The sequence below is a fragment of the Betaproteobacteria bacterium genome (genome assembly GCA_016720925.1).
Lineage (GTDB): Bacteria > Pseudomonadota > Gammaproteobacteria > Burkholderiales > Usitatibacteraceae > UKL13-2.
In genome coordinates this window covers 13208-34173 of sequence record JADKJR010000039.1, presented here as the reverse complement: position 1 = coordinate 34173, position 20966 = coordinate 13208, and the positions used below count along the sequence as shown (strand labels likewise).

16 protein-coding genes and 3 pseudogenes are annotated in these 20966 nt (G+C 54.7%); 14 read left to right on the top strand and 5 right to left on the bottom strand.

Features of this window, described 5'->3' with window-relative positions:
- Positions 1-35 precede the first annotated feature (35 nt).
- From xdhC to uraH, 4 genes and pseudogenes are all read right to left on the bottom strand, one after another.
- The gene (xdhC, locus tag IPP88_25090; GenBank protein ID MBL0125790.1) at positions 36-1133 is read right to left on the bottom strand and encodes a xanthine dehydrogenase accessory protein XdhC; all 1098 of its coding nucleotides are present in this window, start codon (positions 1131-1133) and stop codon (positions 36-38) included.
- Positions 1130-3460 (bottom strand): xanthine dehydrogenase molybdopterin binding subunit, encoded by a 2331-nt coding sequence (gene xdhB / locus IPP88_25085; GenBank protein ID MBL0125789.1) that lies wholly within the window; start codon positions 3458-3460, stop codon positions 1130-1132. Before xdhB ends, xdhC begins: the two co-directional genes overlap by 4 nt.
- An 8-nt stretch (positions 3461-3468) precedes the next feature.
- Positions 3469-4948, bottom strand: a pseudogene (gene xdhA, locus IPP88_25080) (xanthine dehydrogenase small subunit).
- 2 nt (positions 4949-4950) lie between these two features.
- Positions 4951-5304, bottom strand: a complete 354-nt coding sequence (uraH, locus tag IPP88_25075) for a hydroxyisourate hydrolase (protein ID MBL0125788.1) — start codon at positions 5302-5304, stop codon at positions 4951-4953.
- A 150-nt stretch (positions 5305-5454) separates the two neighbouring features.
- Here uraH and IPP88_25070 point away from each other — a divergent pair, with 150 nt between their 5' ends.
- The 12 genes and pseudogenes from IPP88_25070 (at position 5455) to prsT (ending at position 16994) form a co-directional block, all read left to right on the top strand.
- Complete coding sequence (locus IPP88_25070) at positions 5455-6213, top strand: GntR family transcriptional regulator (protein MBL0125787.1); 759 nt, start codon at positions 5455-5457, stop codon at positions 6211-6213.
- A gap of 7 nt (positions 6214-6220) precedes the next feature.
- On the top strand, positions 6221-7171 hold the full coding sequence (puuE, locus tag IPP88_25065; protein MBL0125786.1) for an allantoinase PuuE: 951 nt from the start codon (positions 6221-6223) through the stop codon (positions 7169-7171).
- 100 nt (positions 7172-7271) lie between these two features.
- A complete protein-coding gene (locus tag IPP88_25060) occupies positions 7272-7397 on the top strand; it encodes a hypothetical protein (protein ID MBL0125785.1) in 126 nt (41 codons plus the stop codon).
- A 6-nt stretch (positions 7398-7403) separates the two neighbouring features.
- A pseudogene (locus IPP88_25055) lies at positions 7404-7688 on the top strand (OHCU decarboxylase).
- Positions 7689-7998: 310 nt separating this feature from the next.
- Positions 7999-8286: a hypothetical protein gene (locus IPP88_25050; protein ID MBL0125784.1), complete on the top strand. Its 288-nt coding sequence runs from the start codon at positions 7999-8001 to the stop codon at positions 8284-8286.
- A 267-nt stretch (positions 8287-8553) separates the two neighbouring features.
- The gene (locus IPP88_25045; GenBank protein MBL0125783.1) at positions 8554-8754 is read left to right on the top strand and encodes a PEP-CTERM sorting domain-containing protein; all 201 of its coding nucleotides are present in this window, start codon (positions 8554-8556) and stop codon (positions 8752-8754) included.
- A gap of 621 nt (positions 8755-9375) precedes the next feature.
- Positions 9376-9834 carry an exosortase gene (gene xrt, locus IPP88_25040; GenBank protein ID MBL0125782.1) on the top strand — a complete coding sequence of 153 codons (459 nt, stop codon included), beginning with the start codon at positions 9376-9378 and terminating at the stop codon, positions 9832-9834.
- A gap of 270 nt (positions 9835-10104) precedes the next feature.
- A complete protein-coding gene (gene epsI, locus IPP88_25035) occupies positions 10105-10533 on the top strand; it encodes an EpsI family protein (protein ID MBL0125781.1) in 429 nt (142 codons plus the stop codon).
- 272 nt (positions 10534-10805) lie between these two features.
- Positions 10806-11576: a hypothetical protein gene (locus tag IPP88_25030; GenBank protein ID MBL0125780.1), complete on the top strand. Its 771-nt coding sequence runs from the start codon at positions 10806-10808 to the stop codon at positions 11574-11576.
- Positions 11534-12823, top strand: a complete 1290-nt coding sequence (prsK, locus tag IPP88_25025) for a PEP-CTERM system histidine kinase PrsK (protein MBL0125779.1) — start codon at positions 11534-11536, stop codon at positions 12821-12823. Before IPP88_25030 ends, prsK begins: the two co-directional genes overlap by 43 nt.
- A gap of 2 nt (positions 12824-12825) precedes the next feature.
- A pseudogene (gene prsR, locus IPP88_25020) lies at positions 12826-14178 on the top strand (PEP-CTERM-box response regulator transcription factor).
- 35 nt (positions 14179-14213) lie between these two features.
- Positions 14214-16994 (top strand): PEP-CTERM system TPR-repeat protein PrsT, encoded by a 2781-nt coding sequence (prsT, locus tag IPP88_25015; protein ID MBL0125778.1) that lies wholly within the window; start codon positions 14214-14216, stop codon positions 16992-16994.
- 287 nt (positions 16995-17281) lie between these two features.
- Here the strand turns inward: prsT and galE are convergent, their stop codons facing one another.
- Complete coding sequence (galE, locus tag IPP88_25010; GenBank protein ID MBL0125777.1) at positions 17282-18301, bottom strand: UDP-glucose 4-epimerase GalE; 1020 nt, start codon at positions 18299-18301, stop codon at positions 17282-17284.
- 399 nt (positions 18302-18700) lie between these two features.
- Here galE and IPP88_25005 point away from each other — a divergent pair, with 399 nt between their 5' ends.
- Both IPP88_25005 and IPP88_25000 read left to right on the top strand, forming a co-directional pair.
- Complete coding sequence (locus IPP88_25005) at positions 18701-19324, top strand: polysaccharide biosynthesis/export family protein (GenBank protein MBL0125776.1); 624 nt, start codon at positions 18701-18703, stop codon at positions 19322-19324.
- Positions 19325-19399: 75 nt separating this feature from the next.
- Entirely contained in the window at positions 19400-20965 is a 1566-nt protein-coding gene (locus IPP88_25000) for a chain length-determining protein (protein MBL0125775.1), read from the top strand.
- The last annotated feature ends 1 nt before the right edge of the window (position 20966 follow it).

Genomic DNA, 20966 nt, shown 5'->3' with positions numbered 1-20966 from the left:
CATTTTTCGGCAGGCGTCATTGCCCGCCTTGGCCGCTACTTCAGAAGGGATCCAGATTCCCGTTCATTGCTGGGTGGGAGCAAGTGGAAGTCGCTCATTCCACCCTTGCACATTTGTTGCAAGGCCTCGCGTCGTTGCAACAGTTCCGCCGCCACCGAAACGGCAATGGCCATCGGCTCTTTCGACGCAATGCCACCCGCGCCAATGGGGCAATTCATATCGGCAAATCGGACCGCCGGAATGCCACGCGCGGCGAATCGCCGTTCAAATTGCCGACGCTTGGACAGCGACCCGATCAGGCCGAAGTAGGCAAAATCCTGGCGTGCGAAAATTCGTTCGCATATCACCTGGTCGAGTTGATGGCTATGGGTCATGACCAGAAAATAGCTTCCCGCGGCCGCGAACGCAACCTCATCCTCCGGAAAATCGCTCAAGCGCATGTCGACGCCGCGCGGGACCTCGGCTGGAAACTCCGCTTCCCGGCAATCGATCCACGTAATCTTGCATGGCAACTCCGCAAGAATTTTCACTACCGCGCGCCCGACGTGACCGGCGCCAAACAAAACAATATTGAAATCCGGCGCCGCGATTGCCTCAAAAAAGTACGCGTCACCCGCCACCGTCAGCAGGGTTGATGAGGGATAGCCGGCGAGGCGTTGTCTGGCGATCGCCGTTATCTCGCGATCCAGTGTTTCGCCGCCCAGCGAACCCACCAACTCATCCGCGGCGACAAGTAGCTTTCCGGATGTTCCGCACCCACGCACGCATGTCACGACAATAATGCTTTTTCCCTTTTGTTGGAAGTCACGTACGGCCGCGACCCATTCGTCGCACGGCAGCACGGGCTCAAACAATAGATTCATCAATCCGCCACAGCACTGGCCGAGACTGGCGCCCAATGGAAAACGCATCAGCGCGCCTTTGCCTCCGGCTGCGAGCATGTCCCGGGCAATTTGAATGGCCTTGAATTCGAGATGCCCACCGCCAATGGTACCCAGGACTTCCGTCGGGGTGACCAGCATCCGCGTGCCGGCTTCACGCGGCACCGATCCTTTGGTCGACGCGACGGCAACAGAAATCGCGGGCTGCTGCCGGGACTGAACGCCTGCCAGATTATCAATCCAATGGCTCATGCCGCTACCACGCCCTGTGGCCGAATGGAATCCACGGCGGTGAGAATCGCCTCCGGCGTGGCGGGCGCGTTCAGCGGTGGATTGGTGCGGTAGTCCCCAACGCTGGCGATGGCATCGCGAATCGCGAAGAAAACCGAAAACGCCAGTAACAATGGCGGCTCACCGACGGCCTTTGAGCGAAATATCGTGTCTTCGATATTCTGATTCTTAAACAATGCAACGCGGAAATCGGCGGGGCAATCATTGACCGCGGGGATCTTGTAAGTCGACGGCGCGTGAGTCATGAGCTTGCCTTGATCGTTCCACCACAACTCTTCGGTGGTGAGCCAGCCCGTGCCCTGGATGAACGCGCCTTCTATCTGGCCAATATCGATCGCCGGATTAATGGAGTTGCCCGCGTCGTGCAGCAGGTCGGCACGCAGCAGCTTTGATTCACCCGTCAGGGTATCGATGACGACCTCGGACACAGCGGCACCGTAGGCGAAATACAGAAAGGGTCGCCCCTGCATGGCATGTCGATCCCAATGCACCTTGGGGGTGGCGTAGAAGCCGTCCGACCAGAGTTGCACGCGCGCGTGATTGGCCATCTGCACGAGTTCCGGAAAACTGATCGATTGACCGTTAACTTGTACCCTGTCGCCCGCAAAACTCACCGCATCGGGTGCGCCGCCAAATTTGTCAGCCGCAAATGATGCCAGGCGCGTCTTGATTGTTGCGGCGGCGTCCTGGGCGGCTTTGCCGTTCAGATCGCTTCCGGTGGACGCCGCGGTAGCCGATGTATTGGCAACCTTGCTGGTATCGGTCGCCGTTGCGCGTACACGCGCGACGCTAATGCCCAACTCTGTTGCGACGATCTGTGCAACCTTGGTGTGAAGGCCCTGCCCCATCTCGGTCCCGCCATGATTCACCAGCACCGAGCCATCGGTGTAGATGTGGACCAGCGCTCCAGCCTGATTGAAGTGCACCATGTTGAATGAGATGCCGAACTTTACGGGTGTCAGCGCAATACCCTTTTTCAGGATGGGGCTAAGCGCATTGAACGCACGAATAGCTTCGCGCCGCATACGGTATTCGCTGGAGCGTTCAAGCTGATCGACCAGTTCATGAATCACATTGTCCTCAACGATCATGCCGTAGGGCGTGACGTTCCGTTCATCATTTCCGTAGAGGTTCAGTTTGCGAACGTCCAGCGGATCCTTCCCCAGATCGCGCGCAATGTTGTCGAGAATGTACTCAATGGCAATTGCACCCTGCGGACCGCCAAAACCACGGAATGCCGTATTCGACTGTGTGTTGGTGCGTGCGCAGAGTCCGCGAATATCGACATCGCTCAGGTAGTAGGCATTGTCGACGTGGCATACCGCGCGCGACATGACAGGGCCCGACAAATCGGCGGAAAATCCGGCCCGAGCCAGTAACTCGATCTTGAGCGCTTTGATCAGGCCATCATCGTCGTAGCCAACTTCATACTCAAAATGAAAATCGTGGCGCTTGCCGGTGATCATCATGTCGTCATCACGGTCGAGCCGAAGTTTGACCGGGCGCCGCAATCGTCTGGCTGCAATGGCCGCCACGCAGGCAAACAGCGCTGACTGCGATTCCTTGCCACCGAAACCGCCACCCATGCGGCGGACTTCCACAGTGACCTGATTGGACTGCAGTTTGAGTGCGTGGGCCACCATGTGCTGCATTTCGCTGGGATGCTGGGTCGAGCACCAGAGATGAATGCCGTCGTCTTCGGTCGGCACGGCGTAGGAAATCTGTCCCTCCAGGTAAAACTGCTCTTGCCCGCCAACCTGGAACTGGCCGGACATTCTTCGGGGGGCGCGTGCGAGGGCACTTAGCGCGTCGCCTTGCGACCGGTGCATGGGCGGAATGACGAAGCCTTCCTGCTGCCGCGCCGCCAGCGGCGATAAAGTGGGAGTCAGGTCCTGATACTCAACCCGCGCAAGCCTGGCCGCACGGCGCGCGGCACCATGCGAATCTGCGATCACGGCGAACATCGGTTGCCCAAGATAATTCACGGTGGCATCTGCCAGGATTGGATCATCATGAAGAATCGGGCCACAGTCATTCGTACCGGGAATATCTTGCGAAACCAGGACGTCAACCACGTCCGGATAAGCGTGCACTTCCTTGAAGTCTATCGACAGGACACTCGCGTAGGCCCTTTCACTCAAACCCAGGGCGGCATGAAGCGTGCCACGCAGCTCGGGAATATCGTCGACGTAAACGGCCTCGCCGGACACATGCAGATGCGCAGATTCATGCGGGTGCGCAGTGCCTGCCGGGAGGTCGTCCGCCATTTGCGTTGACTCGTCGCTCATGGAGCGACTCACGCAAACACACTCAGTTCGTTTGCCGTCATCGGATTGACAGGACGTGTTTCCAGGAAAAATCGGTATAGCAGATTGCGCGAAGCCGACAGACGGTAGTTGGCACTTGCCCGCATATCGGTCAGTGGCGCGTAATCCTGCGAGAGTGCATCCATTGCGGAACGCGCGGCGGCTTCATCCCACAAGCGTCCGATCAGCTTTTCTTCGGCATGAATCGCGCGCTTTGGCGTGGCTGCCATACCGCCAAATGCAATACGACAGCGGGCAACGGTTTGCCCATCCAGTTCGATTGCGAATGCGGCGCAAACGGCGGAAATATCAGAGTCGAAGCGCTTGGACAATTTGTAGACGCGAAAACGCAGCGCGGGGGTCGGCTTGGGAATGCTGACGGAGACGAGCACCTCATCGGGTTGCAGCGCTTTCTTCTGGTAGCCCACATACAAGTCTTCCAATAGCAGTCGACGGCTTCTCTGGACATTGGACAACGTCACTTCTGCACGCAGCGCGATGAGCGCAGGCATCGCATCGCCAATTGGAGAGCCATTGGCGATATTGCCGCCGAGTGTGCCGGCATTGCGAATCGGCATGGAAGCGAATCGTTCCCACATTTCATTCATTTCGGGAAAATAGTTTTTCAGTGCGTCGCAGGCAAGGTTGAGCGAAACGACCGCGCCGATGGTGACATGGGTTGCATCCTCGGCGATCAAATGCAACTCAGCAACCTCGCCGATGTAGAGAATGTCACCCAATTCGCGGAACTGCTTGTTTACCCAAAGTCCGACATCGGTGCCACCGGCCAAAAGGGTCGACGACGGCAATGCGGCCCTGTGCAATCAACTCGGCAAGTGTCTTCGGCGCGAAGAATCGTTGCTTCTGATACTCGTAGCTAAATGATGTCCGGCGCACCAGGCTTTCAAGTGACTTCGCAACCGTTTCATGATCAAACTCGACCTGCGGCAACGTGAACATGAGTTTGCCGGCATCGACAATCGGTCGGTATCCGGTGCATCGGCATAGATTTCCGGTGATGGACTGACGTACGAGCGCCTCGTCAGGTTGGCTGGCCCCCTTATTCTTGTGGTGATCGACGTAGAGTCCCCAAAGCGACATCACGAATCCTGGCGTGCAAAAGCCGCATTGCGACGCGTGACACTCAACCATTGCGTGCTGCACCGGATGCAACTGGCCATGCTTCCCACGCAGCGCTTCCACCGTAAACAGCGCCTTGCCGTCCAGCGTCGGCAAAAACTGGATACAGGCGTTCACCGTTTTCAATTCAAGCTGATTCTGCCTGAGTTCACCGACCACTACGGTGCAGGCACCGCAATCGCCCTCGGCGCATCCTTCCTTGGTACCCATGTAACCCTGCCGTTGCCGCAGGAAATTCAGAATAGTGGTGGTCGGCCCAACGTCGTCTACTTCGAAAAGCTGATGGTTCAGCAGGAAGCGAATCGGATGCCCGCCCGTGGAAGGCAGCATCTTCAACTGCCCCGATAGGTGGAATAACTCCACGGGGAAATGAGTAGCGGTACGTGGTAATGCTGCGCCGGATCGGCGATGCCAAAACGCAATACGACTTCATTAAGGAACGGTGGGTCGGGAAGCGCGATCGAGCGTGCCTTGAAATATTCACCCGCGTGAAACACCAGTTCATATTCGCCCGCCAGAAAGCCGGCGTCTTGCAGCAACGGCGTATCGCAACGGCCATCCACATTGGTTTTGGTCGCGCGAACCAGCGCGCGCCTTCCGCCGTCCAGCCTGAAGAGTGCCAGCTGCATGCCCGCACCGGGACAGCCTTGCGCGGTGTCGAGCACATGAGTGGTGAGTCGTCCCATAAGGGTTCCCCGCTGGTTTCCAATGCGCAATCATCATCTTGGACCAATTTTTTGTCAACATAAACACATTGATTTTGTGCACAATATGGCCCAAAGTAGTCGCGTTTGCCACCCGTTGCCGATTGTCGGCGCCGCATGGAAAGTCCTCAATTGAAATCACCGACCACGAAGCCGATCCAACGTACGCGCCCCGCACAAAGTGCGGCGTCTGCCGACGTCTATGCGCGCATTTATGAAGCCGTGCTCGATCATCGTCTGCCGCCGGGCACCAAGCTAAAGGAAGTGCCGCTGTCAGAACTATTCGGCGTCACGCGCGGCACAATTCGCAAGGCGTTTACTCAGCTGGCGGCGATGAAAATAATTGAACTTCGTCCAAATCGCGGTGCGATTGTCGCGAGCCCATCGATAGACGAGAGCCGTGACCTGTTTTCGGTCCGGCGCACGATCGAAAGCTCGATCGTTGATACGCTCGCACGGCGCATCACCAAGGCGCAGGTAAGGCAATTGAATTCACTGATCAAGCAGGAAGACCGGGCGTACCGGCGCGGTGAAATGCGCACGGCGTTGAAGCTTTCTGTCGATTTTCATCGCGTGCTGGCCACGATGGCCGGCAACTCGGTGTTGGTCGGCGTGCTGGATCAGCTGATTTCGCGCACACCGTTGGTGGTGCTGGCGTACGGGGATCCTTCGAAAACGAACGAATGCGCCAATCGTGACCATGCCGAACTGGTCGAGGCGATGGCCGCGCATGATACCGATCGTGCCGTCTTTGCAATGAAACTCCATCTTTGCAACCTTGAAGGAAAACTCGACCTGCGGGATGATGGCCCTGCGAACGAGCTTTCAGCCATTTTTGGATTGACGCGATCACCTCCGCGTCTTCCGCCCAGTAAAGACCAATTTGATTGACTGGACTATGCCGCACTTACATCAGCCCTACCCGCGAGATTTGATCGGTTACGGTAATCAACCACCTCAAGCCGATTGGCCGAATCATGCGCGTATCGCGGTGCAGTTCGTGCTGAATTATGAAGAGGGCGGGGAGAATTCGGTGTTGCACGGCGACCAAGCCTCCGAACAGTTTCTGTCCGAGATCGTCGGCGCCCCTGCGTATGCAGCGCGTCACATGAGCATGGAATCGATCTATGAATATGGCTCGCGCGCCGGGGTATGGCGTATCCTGCGAGAATTCGAGCGCCGGCAACTTCCTCTCACGGTTTTTGGAGTCTCGATGGCACTGGAGCGCCATCCTGAATTGACCGCCGCACTGGTTGAACTCGGCCACGAAATCGCCTGCCATGGTTGGCGCTGGATTCACTATCAAAATGTGGACAAGGCGACCGAGCGTGCTCACATGAAAATCGCAGTCGATACCCTCAAGCGCATGACTGGCTGCGCACCAGCCGGCTGGTACACCGGGCGCGATAGCCCCAATACACGCCGCCTGGTGGTGGAACATGGTGGATTTCTCTACGATTCAGACTATTACGGCGATGATCTACCTTGCTGGACCGAGGTGGAAACAAGGCATGCGGGAAGGGTTCCGCATCTGGTCGTCCCGTATGCACTCGATACGAACGACATGCGTTTTGCGACCGCACAAGGCTTCAATACCGGTGACGATTTCTTTCGCTATCTGCGTGATGCCTTCGATGTACTGTATGCCGAGGGAGAAGAGACACCCAAAATGCTTTCCATCGGTATGCATTGCCGATTGCTGGGTCGCCCCGCGCGTTTTCGTGCGCTGCAACAATTTCTGGACCATATTGAAAGGCATGAACGGGTCTGGATATGCAAGCGCGCAGATATCGCCCGGCACTGGATTCGCCGACATCCGTTTGTACCACACGTTAGGCCGGTGAAATGACGACCGCTCAGCCTACAATTGAATCGCTTTCAAGTTTGGATGAGTCACAGTTCATTGAAGCGCTTGGCAACTTTTTGAGCATTCCCCGTGGGTCGCCGCGGTGGCATGGAAATCAAGACCATTCACGTCGATTGAATCCTTGCATGGCGCCGTGGTTCAGGCGATGCTATCTGCCGGAGAGAGCCAAATTGCCCTGATCCGCACATCCGCAACTTGGCGGGGCTAAGCGCGCAACAAGGCACTCACCGCAAGCTCCGCATTTGAACAATCGCGCGCAGGTCTGGATCACTGCGACAGCGGTGAGCTGGAACAATTGCGCATCCTGAACGCCGCGTATCTTGCCAAGTTTGGCTTCCCCTTCGTCATGTCGGTACGGAATCGGTCCCGAATCGACGTTTTCTCTGCCCTCGCCGAGCGGACAGAGCGCTCTGCACAAGAGGAATTTGCAAGATGCCTCAATGAAATTGGCAAAATCGCGGAATTCTGCCTACGGGATTTGCTTGAAGCGAGAAAATAAACCGGTCTCAATCATTTGTCAGGAAATTTTACAGTCCAAATGCGGAGCTAGAAAATTTAACCCCTTGTTTTTTATAAAACTATACGAATACCTTTCATTACCCTTACGAAATTTGCGACATATCTCACATGAAGTTTTTCGGGAAATTTTACAGATCGCTACTCTTCCATACCTGCAATGCCTCATGAATTCGTTAACTAATTGTATTTACTAATTTTTTAGTACGCGGCCCAATGCTTGCTTATAAGAGACCGAGTAGAAGTGGAATAATCTCAAAAACAACATTCAGCGCCATGTAAGGAGCATGAAAATGAAACTGAAAAAATTGGCTTACACGATCTTGGCAACCAGCTTAATGGCACTTTTCGCCGGGCCAAGCCAAGCGACAATGATGCTTACATTGAATGACGGTGCCGGACATACTGCGACGATTTGGGACGGCGGCGCAGGCGATTTGAAAGGGGGCAGCTGCCGGATCATTTGGATGGGATCATTGGGTACCTGGTCTGGCAACGTAACTTGGGGCGGGGTGTTTGGAGTCGTCGAACAGTCCTGGCGCTGGCGAGCTTGGATTTGTCTGGGGCTGGTGACTTCGTAGCCGAAGTGGCACAGTGACAGTTACTTTGACTGATACATTTACCTCCCCTACTGGGTCGGGACTTGGCGCAACAACTCAGCTGGGTGGCCCAACCTCCGGCAATGTTTCGTTCAATACTTTACTCAATGGGGGATCGCTTTTAATTTTGGGGGCTTTTTCCGGAACAAACTCCACCGGCCTTCCAGACATTACGGCGGATTCACTCTCACACAAATTGCGACAATTCCTAATCAGGGACGCGGTTCCCCAGTTTTCGATATCGTAACGGTGCCTAGACCCGCAACATTGGGACTTTTGGGACTTGGTTTGATTGGACTCGGATTCATTCGGCGCAATCCGCAAGATCTGACGCAAGAAAGACGCAAAAGTCGACGAATATTGAATTGTCGCGTACTCTTAAAACCCCGCAATTGCGGGGTTTTTGTTTGTATCTATTCGGTGAACATTGAGAATCTTCGCGTTGATTGAGCGGAGCCGATCAGATTGATGACATTGTTATGAACTGCGCCGCGAACCTCGAAATCAAGTGCTGGTGATCTTTTGCTGTCATGTAAGATGTCGCCTGATATGTATGTCCCGCTCGAAGCGAGACCCGTTCCCCGCAGGCTTTCCGCTTAACACCAGAATTCATGTCCCTGCCTACACGCGACATCAAGAGCAATTCAGGCAATCATAAACACCACCTCGCGAGAAGGGCGTGACGCAACGCCCTATTGCCGTCGGCCCAACTTTGGTCATCCTGAGTCTGGTTGGGGTCGCGCTGATGTTCTGGCCTACGTTCTATCACTTGCTTGCAATTGGTGTTCCAGGCGAGGAATACACTCACCGAATTTTCGTTATACCGATATTCCTTGTTGCGGTGTGGGAGTTTGCGATTTGAAATCGTCGGCTTTACCGATTCGTCCTTTCTGGCCTGGACTGATTGCGCTCGCCGGGGCGGGATTGATCTGGCTGACGGGCGAACTCACCTTCATCCGATTGCTTACGGAGTTTCGGCAATTGCCATGGTCCCGCTAATGGTCCTTACCGTCGCCGGGTACCGCTGGCTGTGGGCGCTCAGTTTCCCACTTTTTTATCTCTTTGTTTGCAGTGCCTGTGCACGGCCCGTTCGTCAACCTGCAAGTGGATCTGACCGCAAAATTTGCACATTGCGGACTATCGTCCACCGGAATTCCGGTTCATCGTGAGGGACCGTATTTTGAGCTCTCTTCCGGAAAATGGTCCATCGCTGAGGCATGTAGCGGTATTGAGTACCTCAGTGCATGCATGATGCTGTCCGTGCTCTATGCGTGGACAATGTACACGTCAACCAGGAAACGTCTCGCCTTCATCGCGGGCGCCATCTTGATTGGCATTTGCGGCAACTGGATGCGCGCCTATTTGACGATATGCATCGCCCACATTAGTGACAACCGATTCCTGAGAAACGATCACGGCACTTTCGGCTGGATACTGTTTGCAGCCCTGTTGTTCATGTACTGCCTGCTCGGATGGTATTTTCGCGACCGTGAAGGCTCAGGAAGCGCCACAAACGTCCCGAAAAAGTGACTTGTCACTGAATCCATCTTCTTCGCGATCTCACTTGCTCGTAATGTCCGCAATCGCCTTGGCGACACTTGTGGTGTGGCCGGCTATCACTCATTCAATCGCGCGTGCACAACCGTCAGGGACCAGTCGAAATTGCCGCAATTTCACCCGCTGCGGGATGGGCCAAGGTGGACAACTCGACCGTCAATTGGACGCCGACACTCATCAATCCAACCCGCGAAAGCGTTCAATCGTTTGAAAAAGCGGTCGCCGCGTTGATGTCTTTTTGGTATCTTTGCCAATCAATCATGGACATCCAAGCTGGTTACGTCAGTCAATCAATTCGTTACTTCGGAAACCGGTCGCTGGAACCTGGTGAGCCGTGGGGTCACGCGTACGGCCTATCTGGAAACGCCGCTGCAGGTTAAAACCGGCGTAATTCTTGGCGCGGGCGCCCGAATCATGGCATGGCAGTGGTATTGGGTTCACGGCGAGAGTACCGCTAGCGACATACAGGCGAAACTTTGTCAACTCCGCGCACGCCTGTATGGAAACGACGACATTTCAGCCTGGATCGCGATATACACGAATATGGACCCATCATCGGAAGTCGCCAATAGTACGCTTAACGAGTTCATGCAGGGAATGGGCTCGTCCCTGGAGCAAGCACTTGTGGAGACTAGACGGCGACAGGCCATACGCTTGAATTCCAGCTATTGAATATTCGTATCGACAATGACGTGCCAAACCCCGCATTAGTATTACGCCAAACTCAACATTGGAATTGACGTCTTGACCAGTACGTTTCCCTACACACCCGCAATATGGAGCTACGGACTTGCGGCAATGGTATTTGTCGCCTTCGCCATTAAGATGCTGCTGAGCTGGCAGGGTGGTTCGAGGGCAACTGTGCTCCTTTTCGCGGCTATCGCGAGTGCGGCTTGGGCGGGTACACTTTGGACTGCCCTCGTCTTCCCGGCATTGGATACTTGGTGGCTCGCAAGCATTCTGGATACATTCCGCATCAGCGCGTGGCTCGCATTCTGACGTTGCTACTTCACGGTCGGCAACCCAACTCCGACGGCGATCTGATCAAGCCTGATATGAATGAGGGCCGGCAAGCGCACCATGAGCCTAAGCAGCCGAGCAATGTCCCTACAAAGCCTGCCGAAAAGGTAAATCAACGGCTCCCTGGATCTGAATCCAAACCGATACGACTTCTGAGGTATTTTGCAGCTCCTGCGGTTTTGTTGCTTTCAAGCATCTTGGTGCCCGCGTCACCTCCGTGGATGGAACAACAGGCAGGCGGCCAATTGTCTGGTGCATCCTATGTCTGGATCTGCGTCTCGGTATTTGGACTTGTACTTACCGAACAACTGTATCGGCGCAGCCCCGGCAACCGTCGTTGGGCACTTAAACCGCTAATTATCGGCATGGCTGGCATGTTCGCGTTTGATCTCCTTATTTATTCTGGGGCAGTGCTATTCCACCAAATCGATCCGGCGATGTGGTCTGCCCGTAGCATCGTAAGCGTGATCGTGATTGTCTTTATCGGCATCGCGACGGCACGCAATACTTCGTGGACGGTGGACGTTTACGTCTCGCGCGACGTCGTTTACCAATCGACCGCCTTACTGATGGCAGGTGTCTACCTGCTCGTCGTCGCAAGCGCCGCATACTGGGTTCACTTTTTTGCGGCGACTGGGGCGGCACACTCCGTGTGGCATTGGTGTTTGCGTCGCTGCTCGGTCTCGCTACGCTGATGCTGTCAGGAAGCCTGAGGGCACGCATAAAGGTTTTGATCAACAAGAATCTGTTTTCATATCGATACGAATACCGACAGGAATGGCTACGATTTACCCGTCTGTTGGGCACCAACGAAGAGGGAGAGAATCTCTATCAACAGGTCGTTCGGGCGTTGGGGGATCTTGTTGAAAGCACCGGTGGGTCGATTTGGCTCGAACAGCGGGGCGCGCTTTCAGAGGTCGCCAGCCTCAACATGCCACACGTCACGCAAATGGAACCCATGACCGGTTCGCTTGCATTATTCCTCGCGCGCAAGGACTGGGTGATTTGCATTGATGAAATTGCAGGGGATCCCGGCAAGTATACGGACCTTATCCTGCCCGAATGGCTGAAGGCAATTGAGGCCGCCTGGCTGATAATCCCCCTTCCCAATGGGGCCGAATTGATTGGCTTCGTTGTCCTCGGTCGTCCACGCGCCCCAATCGACATCAACTGGGAAGTTCGTGACCTGCTGAAAACCGCGAGCCGTCAAGCGGCAAGTTATATCGCACAAGTTCGCGCGAAGGAAGCGCTAGTGGAGGCGGGACAATTTGACGCCTTCAATCGTATGTCGGCTTTTGTCGTGCACGACTTGAAAAACCTTGTCGCCCAGCTTGCGCTCGTCGTGAAAAACGCGGAGCGACATCGCGACAATCCCGATTTTCAGAAGGACATGCTGGAAACGGTGGAACACGCCGTTGGACGGATGAATCAACTGATGCTTCAACTTCGAACAGGCACAAACCCGGTCGAAAAACCGCGGCCAGTCGATCTTGAAGCCATGATCCGACGTATCATTCATGCCAAAGCGCGGGAAGCGAAAAAGATTGACTTGGACATGGAGCCGAATCTCCGAATATTGGCCCATGAGGACCGCATAGAGAGAGTAGTCGGGCATATTGTGCAGAATGCAATTGAGGCAACAGAGCCAAATAATGGGGATGTCACCGTTCGTGTCTTCAGAGTCGGTGGCGGCGCAGTGGTTGAGGTTGCCGACAACGGTGTGGGCATGACCGAAGCTTTTGTTCGAGAGCACTTGTTTCATCCCTTTCAAACAACTAAACCCCAAGGTATGGGAATCGGCATGTACGAGAGCAGCCAGTATGTCAACGGAATCGGCGGTCGAATTGCGGTGACGAGCTCACAAAATGTCGGAACTCGATTTAACGTATTCTTGCCGCTGGCCGATATTGCCGATTTAGCGCCATTTCCGCTGCAGCATTGAGCATGAACGACTCAACGAGAAAACCGCTGCTCATTGTCGAGGACGATCCTGCACTGCAAAAGCAGATGCGCTGGGCCTTTTGACAAAAGTGAGACTGTTGTTGCGGTCGATCTGGAAGCGCCATCGCACAGATACGGCGACATGAACCTGCAGTTGTGACGATGGACCTTGGATTGCCCCCTCATCCCGACAACGCCACTGTGGGCTTTGAGCTGCTCAGTCAAATACTGTTACTTGCTCCGCATACCAAGGTCATCGTTCTAACCGGGCAAAACGACCACACTAACGCCCTGAAGGCAATACGACTAGGCGCCTATGATTTTTTTGCCAAACCTTTTGAGCCGGAATTGCTGGCTGCGACGATTGAACGCGCGTACCGGCACCACGAGTTGCAGGAAGAGAATCGACGTTTGCAAGCGTCCGCGCAGCTAACGCCGCTGTCCGGAATCATTACCCAGGACGCGGAAATGTTGCGCATCTGCCGTACTGTAGAAAAGGTAGCCCCCAGCCTGGTGACAATCGTATTGCTAGGTGATTCCGGTACGGGCAAAGAACTGTTTGCGCGGGCATTGCATGATCGATCGCCGCGTTGCCATGAGCGTTTCGTCGCAATCAACTGTGCTGCAATCCCGGATTCCCTGCTTGAAAGTGAACTCTTCGGATATGAAAAGGGGGCATTTACAGGCGCGGCAAAGCAAACTCGCGGGAAAATTGAAACCGCCAACAATGGCACCCTTTTCCTCGACGAGATAGGCGATTTGCCGCTTCCACTGCAATCCAAGTTGCTACGATTTCTCCAGGAACGCGTGATCGAGCGAGTCGGAGGCCGCGAAGAGATTCCGGTTGATGTGCGTATTGTTTGCGCGACGCACCAAAACCTCAAGGAAATGATCCAACGCGGTACCTTCCGGCAGGACTTATATTTCCGACTTGCCGAAATTGTGCTCGAAATTCCACCGCTACAGGCAAGACCGGGTGACGCCACTTTGCTTGCACACGCGTTTGTCAGGCGTTTTGCTGAGGAACATCGTCGCGGCACAATGACTCTGCTCCCCGATGCAATCGATGCAATAGAAGGCTATCCCTGGCCTGGAAATGTGCGGGAACTTGAGAATTGCATCAAACGCGCCGTGATCATGTCTGATGGCGTCGTAATCAAAGGCGCAGATTTGAGCCTATTGGTCGAGTCACGCAATGACATTTTGAATCTCAGGCAAGTGCGCGACGAGGCAGAGCGCAAGGCGGTTACCCGTGTACTTGGTCGGGTCAATGGCAATTTGAGCAAAGCAGCCGAAATGCTGGGGATCAGCCGCCCTACCCTCTATGAGCTCCTCGATCGATTCGGTTTGCGTTGATCGATGGAAAAGTCACCATATTTCGAGGATTCAAAATGAAGTTTGGCACCCCGTGGCGCAAGAGTCGATATTCAGTACTTCTTCTGGCAGGCGCGTTGCTGCTGGGCGCGTGCGGCCAGGAAAAGCCCGAATCGCTGATTAAGTCAGCAAGAGAATACATTGCAAAGAAGGACTTCGCGGCAGCCTCAATTCAACTAAAAAATGCTTTGCAGCGGCAGGAAAATGGCGAAGCGCATTTTCTCCTTGCAACAACCTTGATCGAACAAGGTGAATTGGGCACCGCAGAACTTCACCTTCGCCGCGCTCTCGACTCCGGCTACGCGCCTGATACGGTCTATGCCGAGCTCGCCAAAGTCATGGTGGATCTTGGCGATTTCAAGAAAGTTGTGACTGAACTCGGGGGAGTAAACATCAGTGATCAAGGGGCCAACGCCGTCGTCAAGGCGGCGACGGGCGAAGCATATTTCGCAATGGGCCAACCTGCCGACGCAAAGCAGGCTTTCGCTGCCGCACTCACGAGCAATGCCGGTGAGTTACGGGCACAAATAGGTGAGGCACGAATCATGGCTGCCCAAGGAGATATCGTTCGCGCGACCTCGATAGTCGGAAGCGTGCTGGCGAATACGCCAAGACAGCCTCAGGCGCTAGCTTTAAAGGCTGACTTGCTGGTTTCGCAATCAAAGCTCGATGATGCCGTGGCGGTCCTGACTACACTCATCAACGTAGCACCGTACAATGGACAGGCTCGCTTCGCGTTGGTTTCATTGCTGATTGCCGGCGACAAACTGGAGCAGGCCGCAGCAGGAATTGCGGCAATGAAGAAAGCGTTGCCGCGTGACATTCGATCGCGTTACCTTGAAGCCGTACTCGCATTTCGTAAAGCGCAGCCAATACAGGCGCGAGACGCCGTTCTTCAGGTACTCAACGTGCTGCCGGATCATGGCCCGTCCCTTTTGTTGGCCGGGGCTGCGGAATACCAACTAGGTTCGCTATCGACAGCAGAAAACCATTTGCGCAAAGTCCTCGCGAAATATCCCCAAAGCTTGTACACACGCAATCTCCTGATCGCCACTTACCTGCGCAAGGGACAGCCACTGAAGGCTGAAGATACGCTTGCACCCGGATTGAGACAGGCACCGCAAGATCCAACTGTTCTGCGCGCGGCCGGCGAGGTGGCGTTTGCCAATAACAAGTTCGCCAATGCGGCCAAATTCTATGAACAAGCACTGGCCCTCGAAAAAGATAGCGCCGCACTCAGGACCCGACTCGCCCAAATCCGCCTCGCCACCGGCGAAACGGTTCGCGCACTGGAAGACCTCGAGACCGCTTCCGGCCTCGACAAGAACGCATACCAGGCGGACCTTTCTCTCGTCAGCGCTTACCTGAGCCAAAATCAATTCGACAAAGCCCTTGCGGCGGTTGACACACTTGAGAAGAAACAGCCGTCGAATCCGTTGACCTACACCACCAAGGCCTCGGTCTACCTTGCAAAACAGGACATAAAGAATGCCCGAGCAAGCCTCGAAAGGGCGCTTTCCATTCAGTTTAATTACATGCCAGCGGCGCGAATTCTGGCTGGGCTAGATCTGGCTGACAAGAATTTCACTTCTGCAACAGCGCGTTTTGAAACAATTCTCACCAGGGAGCCAGCAAACGAAAGCGCCCTGCTTTCCCTTGCCGAGACCCAAATTGCCGCAAAGGCCCTCTCTAGGGAGGTCGTGGCGACTTTTGAGCGCGCCATCAAGGCCAATCCCACCTCAACTTCGGTGCGTATCGCGCTGGTAAAATTTCATACGCAGAATCGCGACCCGCAGTCCGCACTTGCTGCGGCGCAGGCGGCAATTGCAGCGATGCCCAACGACCCCGGGATTGTCGATGCCTTGGGCCTCGCACAACTCGCCTCCGGTGACACCACGCAAGCGATCGAGACCTTCAACAAACTTGCGCTGCTCCTCCCGGATTCACCCTTGCCGCTCATGCGCCTCGCTTCTGCGCAATACGCGGCGAAACAAGTTGACGCCCCCATTCAGGCACTGCGAAAGGCGCTTGTTCTGAAACCTGACCTTCTGGAGGCACAGCGCCAACTCATCATTGCCCAATTATCGGCAGGTCGTGCCGAAGAGGCGCTGAAAGAAACAAAGTCAATCCAACGAGCGCGTCCGAAAGAAGCGGCAGGATTTGCCATGGAAGGCGATGTTCTCGCCAATCAGAAAAAACATGCCGAGGCGGCAAATGCCTACGCCGAAGCGATCAAGCGTCAACCGGATGCCGAGTTGGTGGTGAAACAACTGCAACTTTTGCAGGCGGCAGGCAAAACCGCTGAGATCGGCGCTGTGTCCTCAAAGTGGCTGCAGGAAAATCCGAAAGATCCAGTTGTGCGATTCCATTTGGCGAATGCCGCAGTCTCGAACAATGACCACAAGAATGCCATTGCACGTTATCGCGAAATCCTCGCCCTGCAACCGGAAAATCTGGCCGTGCTCAATAACATGGCCTGGGTGATGAGTGAACTTCAGGACCCCGCAGCAATTGAATTTGCCGAAAGGGCCTTGAAGATTGCGCCGGACAACGCTGATGTTCAGGATACTTACGGATGGCTGCTAGTGAATAGGGGGGACGCCAAACGCGGGGCTGAGGTACTTTTGCGGGCCGTGGCTGCAGCACCCAAGGCAATCGAGCCTCGCCTTCACTTGGCAAAGGCCTTGCTAAAGTCGGGCGACAAAGCTGGTGGAAAAAGAGAATTGGAGACTCTCGCAACCCTTGTCAAAGGCGGTCCCGCGAAAGCAGAAGTTGAACGATTGCTGCAATCCTTGTAAGGGCGGACGGCGCAGCGACTGAGCTTGGGGCGCCTTGCGGACATGACCAACACCGATTGTCGTGGATCTCTTGAACTCCAAACCCAACGAAGGCGTTGCGCCATCCCTTACCAAGCCTTTGAAAACAATAGTGAACCGGACTCCAGCCTGCGCCGTTATGTCGATCTCATGCGGCCGTTTACCCTTCCAGATAAGCAAACCCCAGCGCTGGCGCGGCCTGCAAGCTTAAAGTCCTCGGAGATCCGCATAAGTACTTGATCTCGCGATTCAAAATCGCGCTCGCAATCCTACCCGGGATAGCCATCCGGATTATTGCTTTGCCAGTGCCAAGCATCAGCACACATCTGATCCAGACTACTCTCAGCGCGCCATCCGATCAACTTTGCGGCAAGCGAAGGGTCAGCATAGCATTCGGCAATATCGCCTGATCTGCGCGCCACAATTTTGTACGGCACGGGCCGTGCTGAGGCTGACTCAAATGCACGAACCACTTCAAGAACTGAATACCCGTTGCCGGTGCCAAGATTGACGGTAAACATGCCCGGGCGACTTAACAATGTGTTGAGCGCGTTCAAATGCCCCCGCGCAAGATCATTGACATGAATGTAGTCGCGCACGCCTGTGCCGTCGCGGGTTGGATAGTCATTGCCAAAAATAGATAGCGCGTCACGCTTGCCAATGGCCACTTGACTGACAATCGGCATCAAATTATTCGGTATGCCATTGGGATCCTCGCCAATCAGCCCGCTGGCGTGAGCGCCGACGGGATTGAAGTATCGTAGAAGTGCAATCCGCCAACTATCATCCGCAAGATAAACGTCGCGAAGAATATCTTCGATCATGAGCTTGCTGCGGCCATAGGGGTTGGTCACGGACAGCGGAAAATGTTCGGCGATCGGCACCGACGGTGGGTCCCCGTACACAGTCGCCGATGAACTGAATACCAGTGTCTTTACGCCCGCCGCCGCCATGACCTCAAACAATACGAGGCTACCGGATACGTTTGTGTCGTAGTACTCAAGGGGCTTTTCCACCGATTCACCCACTGCCTTGAGCCCGGCAAAATGTATGACCGCGGCAATAGAATTGTCGCTGAAGAGCGCCTGCAATCCCGGGCGATCGCGTATATCCAACTGGCAAAATGCGATCGGTTGACCGCAAATGCGTTCGACCCTTCGAATTGCCTCGCGTTTGCTATTGCAAAGATTGTCGATGACAAGTAGTTCAAAGCCTGCGGCCATGAGTTCAACACAGGTGTGCGAGCCAATATAACCGGCGCCGCCGGTAATAAGTATTTTTTGTTTCATGGATGGAAGGCCGTTGTATGTTGGAGATCGAAACCATGTCGAAAAGTGACGCTAACCTGAATCTCACATGCTGGAGAGAACAGAATCATTGAACGTGCTCACCAATAAAATGCGAATAATCGTGGATAATGTGACGGGCGTAATTGACAAATTTGGTGCACGAGTGCTCAATTTAACCTTCTGTCTCGCAGACTGGATGCAGGGGTTGGAGGAATTGCGAAATCATTAAAGTTTTTGAAGCGAGCACCTAGAATCCCACCGCGCCCCCGAAGTTTTCGTCAGGTTGTTCGCGGGATACTAGCATGGGGATTTCTCGCGAGTAGTTTTACGGCCGCCGACATCTACGTTTACGAACGCCGTTTAGTCAATGGTTGAAAAGCGGTTTAACAAGGAGGACATATGTTCAATAGAGTAAAAGCAATGGGGCAATCAGGTGTCGCCGTGGCGTTCATTGCCTTCGTCGCAGCAGGTTGTAGTTCTGGAAGATTTCCGCCGGCACCGACCTTGGCTGCCTCGCCCGACTACCAGTACGTTATTGGCGCGGGCGACACTCTGAATATCGTTGTTTGGCGCAATCCCGAACTATCCATGACGGTCCCTGTCCGACCAGACGGGAAAATTGCGGCCCCACTAGTTGAGGACTTGCCTGCCTTGGGTAAAGACTCGACGACGCTGGCGCGAGACATTGAAAAGGCGCTGTCAAAAGTTATTCGTGATCCAGTCGTGACCGTAGTTGTGACTGGATTCGTTGGACCCTATAGTGAACAAATCAGGGTAGTTGGTGAAGCGGCCCGGCCTCAGGTACTTGCTTACAAGCAAAAAATGACATTGCTTGATGTCATGATTGCTGTCGGTGGGGTGACAGAGTTCGCAGATGGAAACGGCGCCAGTATTCTCCGACCCTTGGCGGGGAACAAACAGTACAGCGTTCGAATCAAGGATCTCATTAAGCGTGGGGACGTTTCTGCAAACGTCGAGATGAGGCCCGGCGACGTTTTGATCATTCCCCAAAGCTGGTTCTAGACTGCGTGGATTCGCCACGCATCGACGGAGCGCAGCAAGTCGCGTTGAAAAAAATCGAATTGACATAGGTACTTGATGGACGAAATACTGCGGCAGGCGATAATCACGCTCAGGGGTATGTGGCACTACCGGTGGCTGGGATTGGCAGTCGCATGGATAGTTGCCGCGTTCGGCATAGTCGCCATCATTTTAATGCCGGACAAGTACGAAGCATCCACGCGGATTTATGTAAATACGGCCTCGATCCTCAAGCCGCTTATGACCGGACTAACGGTGTTGCCAAATGACGACCAACAGATCGCGATGCTTAGCCGAATCGTCGTTAGCCGTCCCAATGTCGAGAAAATCGTGCAGATGGCTGGGCTTGACGCGCAGGCGAAATCTAAAGTCGACTACGAAAAAATTGTTGACGACGTAATAAAGAGTTTAAAAATCCAGGGCGGAGGCCGCGACAATATCTATGTGCTGACATTCCGCGACGTGCAACCCGAGCGTGCGACGCGTGTCGTACAGCTATTTTCGTCGATGTTTATTGAGTCAGGACATGGTGGTAAAGCCAGTGATACCGATGCGGCAAAAAAATTCATTGATGAACAAATTGCATCGTACGAAAAAAAATTGCAGGAAGCAGAAACGCGGCTGAAAGAATTCAAACTTCGATCACTAGGTCAGGCCTCGGGCGAGGGGATGAATTATTTCGCCCGTATCGCCGAGACTAGTACGCTACTCGAACGCGCGCAATTGGAATTGCGCGAAGCTGAAAACACCCGCGACGCATTTAGACGCGGACTGGCAAATGAGGAACCGAGCCCGGCTACCGGCGTAACCGTCCCGACCGTGTCAAGCGCGATGATTTCCGACGTGGAAGCGAGGATTGACGCGATGCGCCGGAATCTGGATGTCCTGCTTCAAAAGTACACAGAAAATCATCCTGATGTGATCGGCGTGCAGCGCGTCATCCGTGAACTGGAGGAACAGCGGACTCAGTTGTTCAGCGCACGGCGCAAGGAAGGCGTACCTGCAAATCCCGCTTCTTTCGGTAATGGACCGCGCGCATCTGAACAACTCAAGGTTTCGCTCGCCAGTGCCGAAGCGGCGGTCGCCTCTTTAAGGGCGCGCGTTGCGGAGTATGCAAATCGCTATGCCAAGCTCAAAGCGTCCGCAACCATGGTCCCGCAACTTGAGGCAGAACTGGCACAGCTGAATCGTGATTACGACGTCAACAAGAAAAACTACGAAAGCCTTGTCGCGCGACGCGAGTCGGCAAGCATTTCCGGTGAAATGCAGTCTGTCTCGGGCGTTGCCGATTTTCGCCTGATCGACCCGCCGCGTGTGTCGCCCGGGCCCGTCGCACCAAATCGCCGCATGCTCTTTCCGCTGGCTTTGTTAGCGGCCTTGGCCGCAGGCTGCGCAGCAGCATTTGTTGCCAGAGAAGTGCGGCCCGCATTTTACGATGGTCGTGCGTTGGCTGAGGCGACCGGCTTGCCGATACTGGGAACAGTGTCCATGGTCGAGAACTATGGGCGCAAGAAATTGGCCAGGCGAAGCACGGCAAAGTTTCTGGCCAGTGTTGGAATGCTGTTAGGTGCTTACCTGGCGAGTTTCGTTGCGTTAACACTTCTTTCCGCGCGCGCGGGTTGAG

Bases quoted from the DNA above. Each gene is read 5' to 3' on its own strand.
- xdhC (MBL0125790.1), bottom strand. From the start codon at position 1,133: ATGAGCCATTGGATTGATAATCTGGCAGGCGTTCAGTCCCGGCAGCAG.
- xdhB (MBL0125789.1), bottom strand. From the start codon at position 3,460: ATGAGCGACGAGTCAACGCAAATGGCGGACGACCTCCCGGCAGGCACT.
- uraH (MBL0125788.1), bottom strand. From the start codon at position 5,304: ATGGGACGACTCACCACTCATGTGCTCGACACCGCGCAAGGCTGTCCC.
- puuE (MBL0125786.1), top strand. From the start codon at position 6,221: ATGCCGCACTTACATCAGCCCTACCCGCGAGATTTGATCGGTTACGGT.
- IPP88_25050 (MBL0125784.1), top strand. From the start codon at position 7,999: ATGAAACTGAAAAAATTGGCTTACACGATCTTGGCAACCAGCTTAATG.
- prsT (MBL0125778.1), top strand. From the start codon at position 14,214: ATGAAGTTTGGCACCCCGTGGCGCAAGAGTCGATATTCAGTACTTCTT.
- galE (MBL0125777.1), bottom strand. From the start codon at position 18,301: ATGAAACAAAAAATACTTATTACCGGCGGCGCCGGTTATATTGGCTCG.
- IPP88_25005 (MBL0125776.1), top strand. From the start codon at position 18,701: ATGTTCAATAGAGTAAAAGCAATGGGGCAATCAGGTGTCGCCGTGGCG.
- IPP88_25000 (MBL0125775.1), top strand. From the start codon at position 19,400: ATGGACGAAATACTGCGGCAGGCGATAATCACGCTCAGGGGTATGTGG.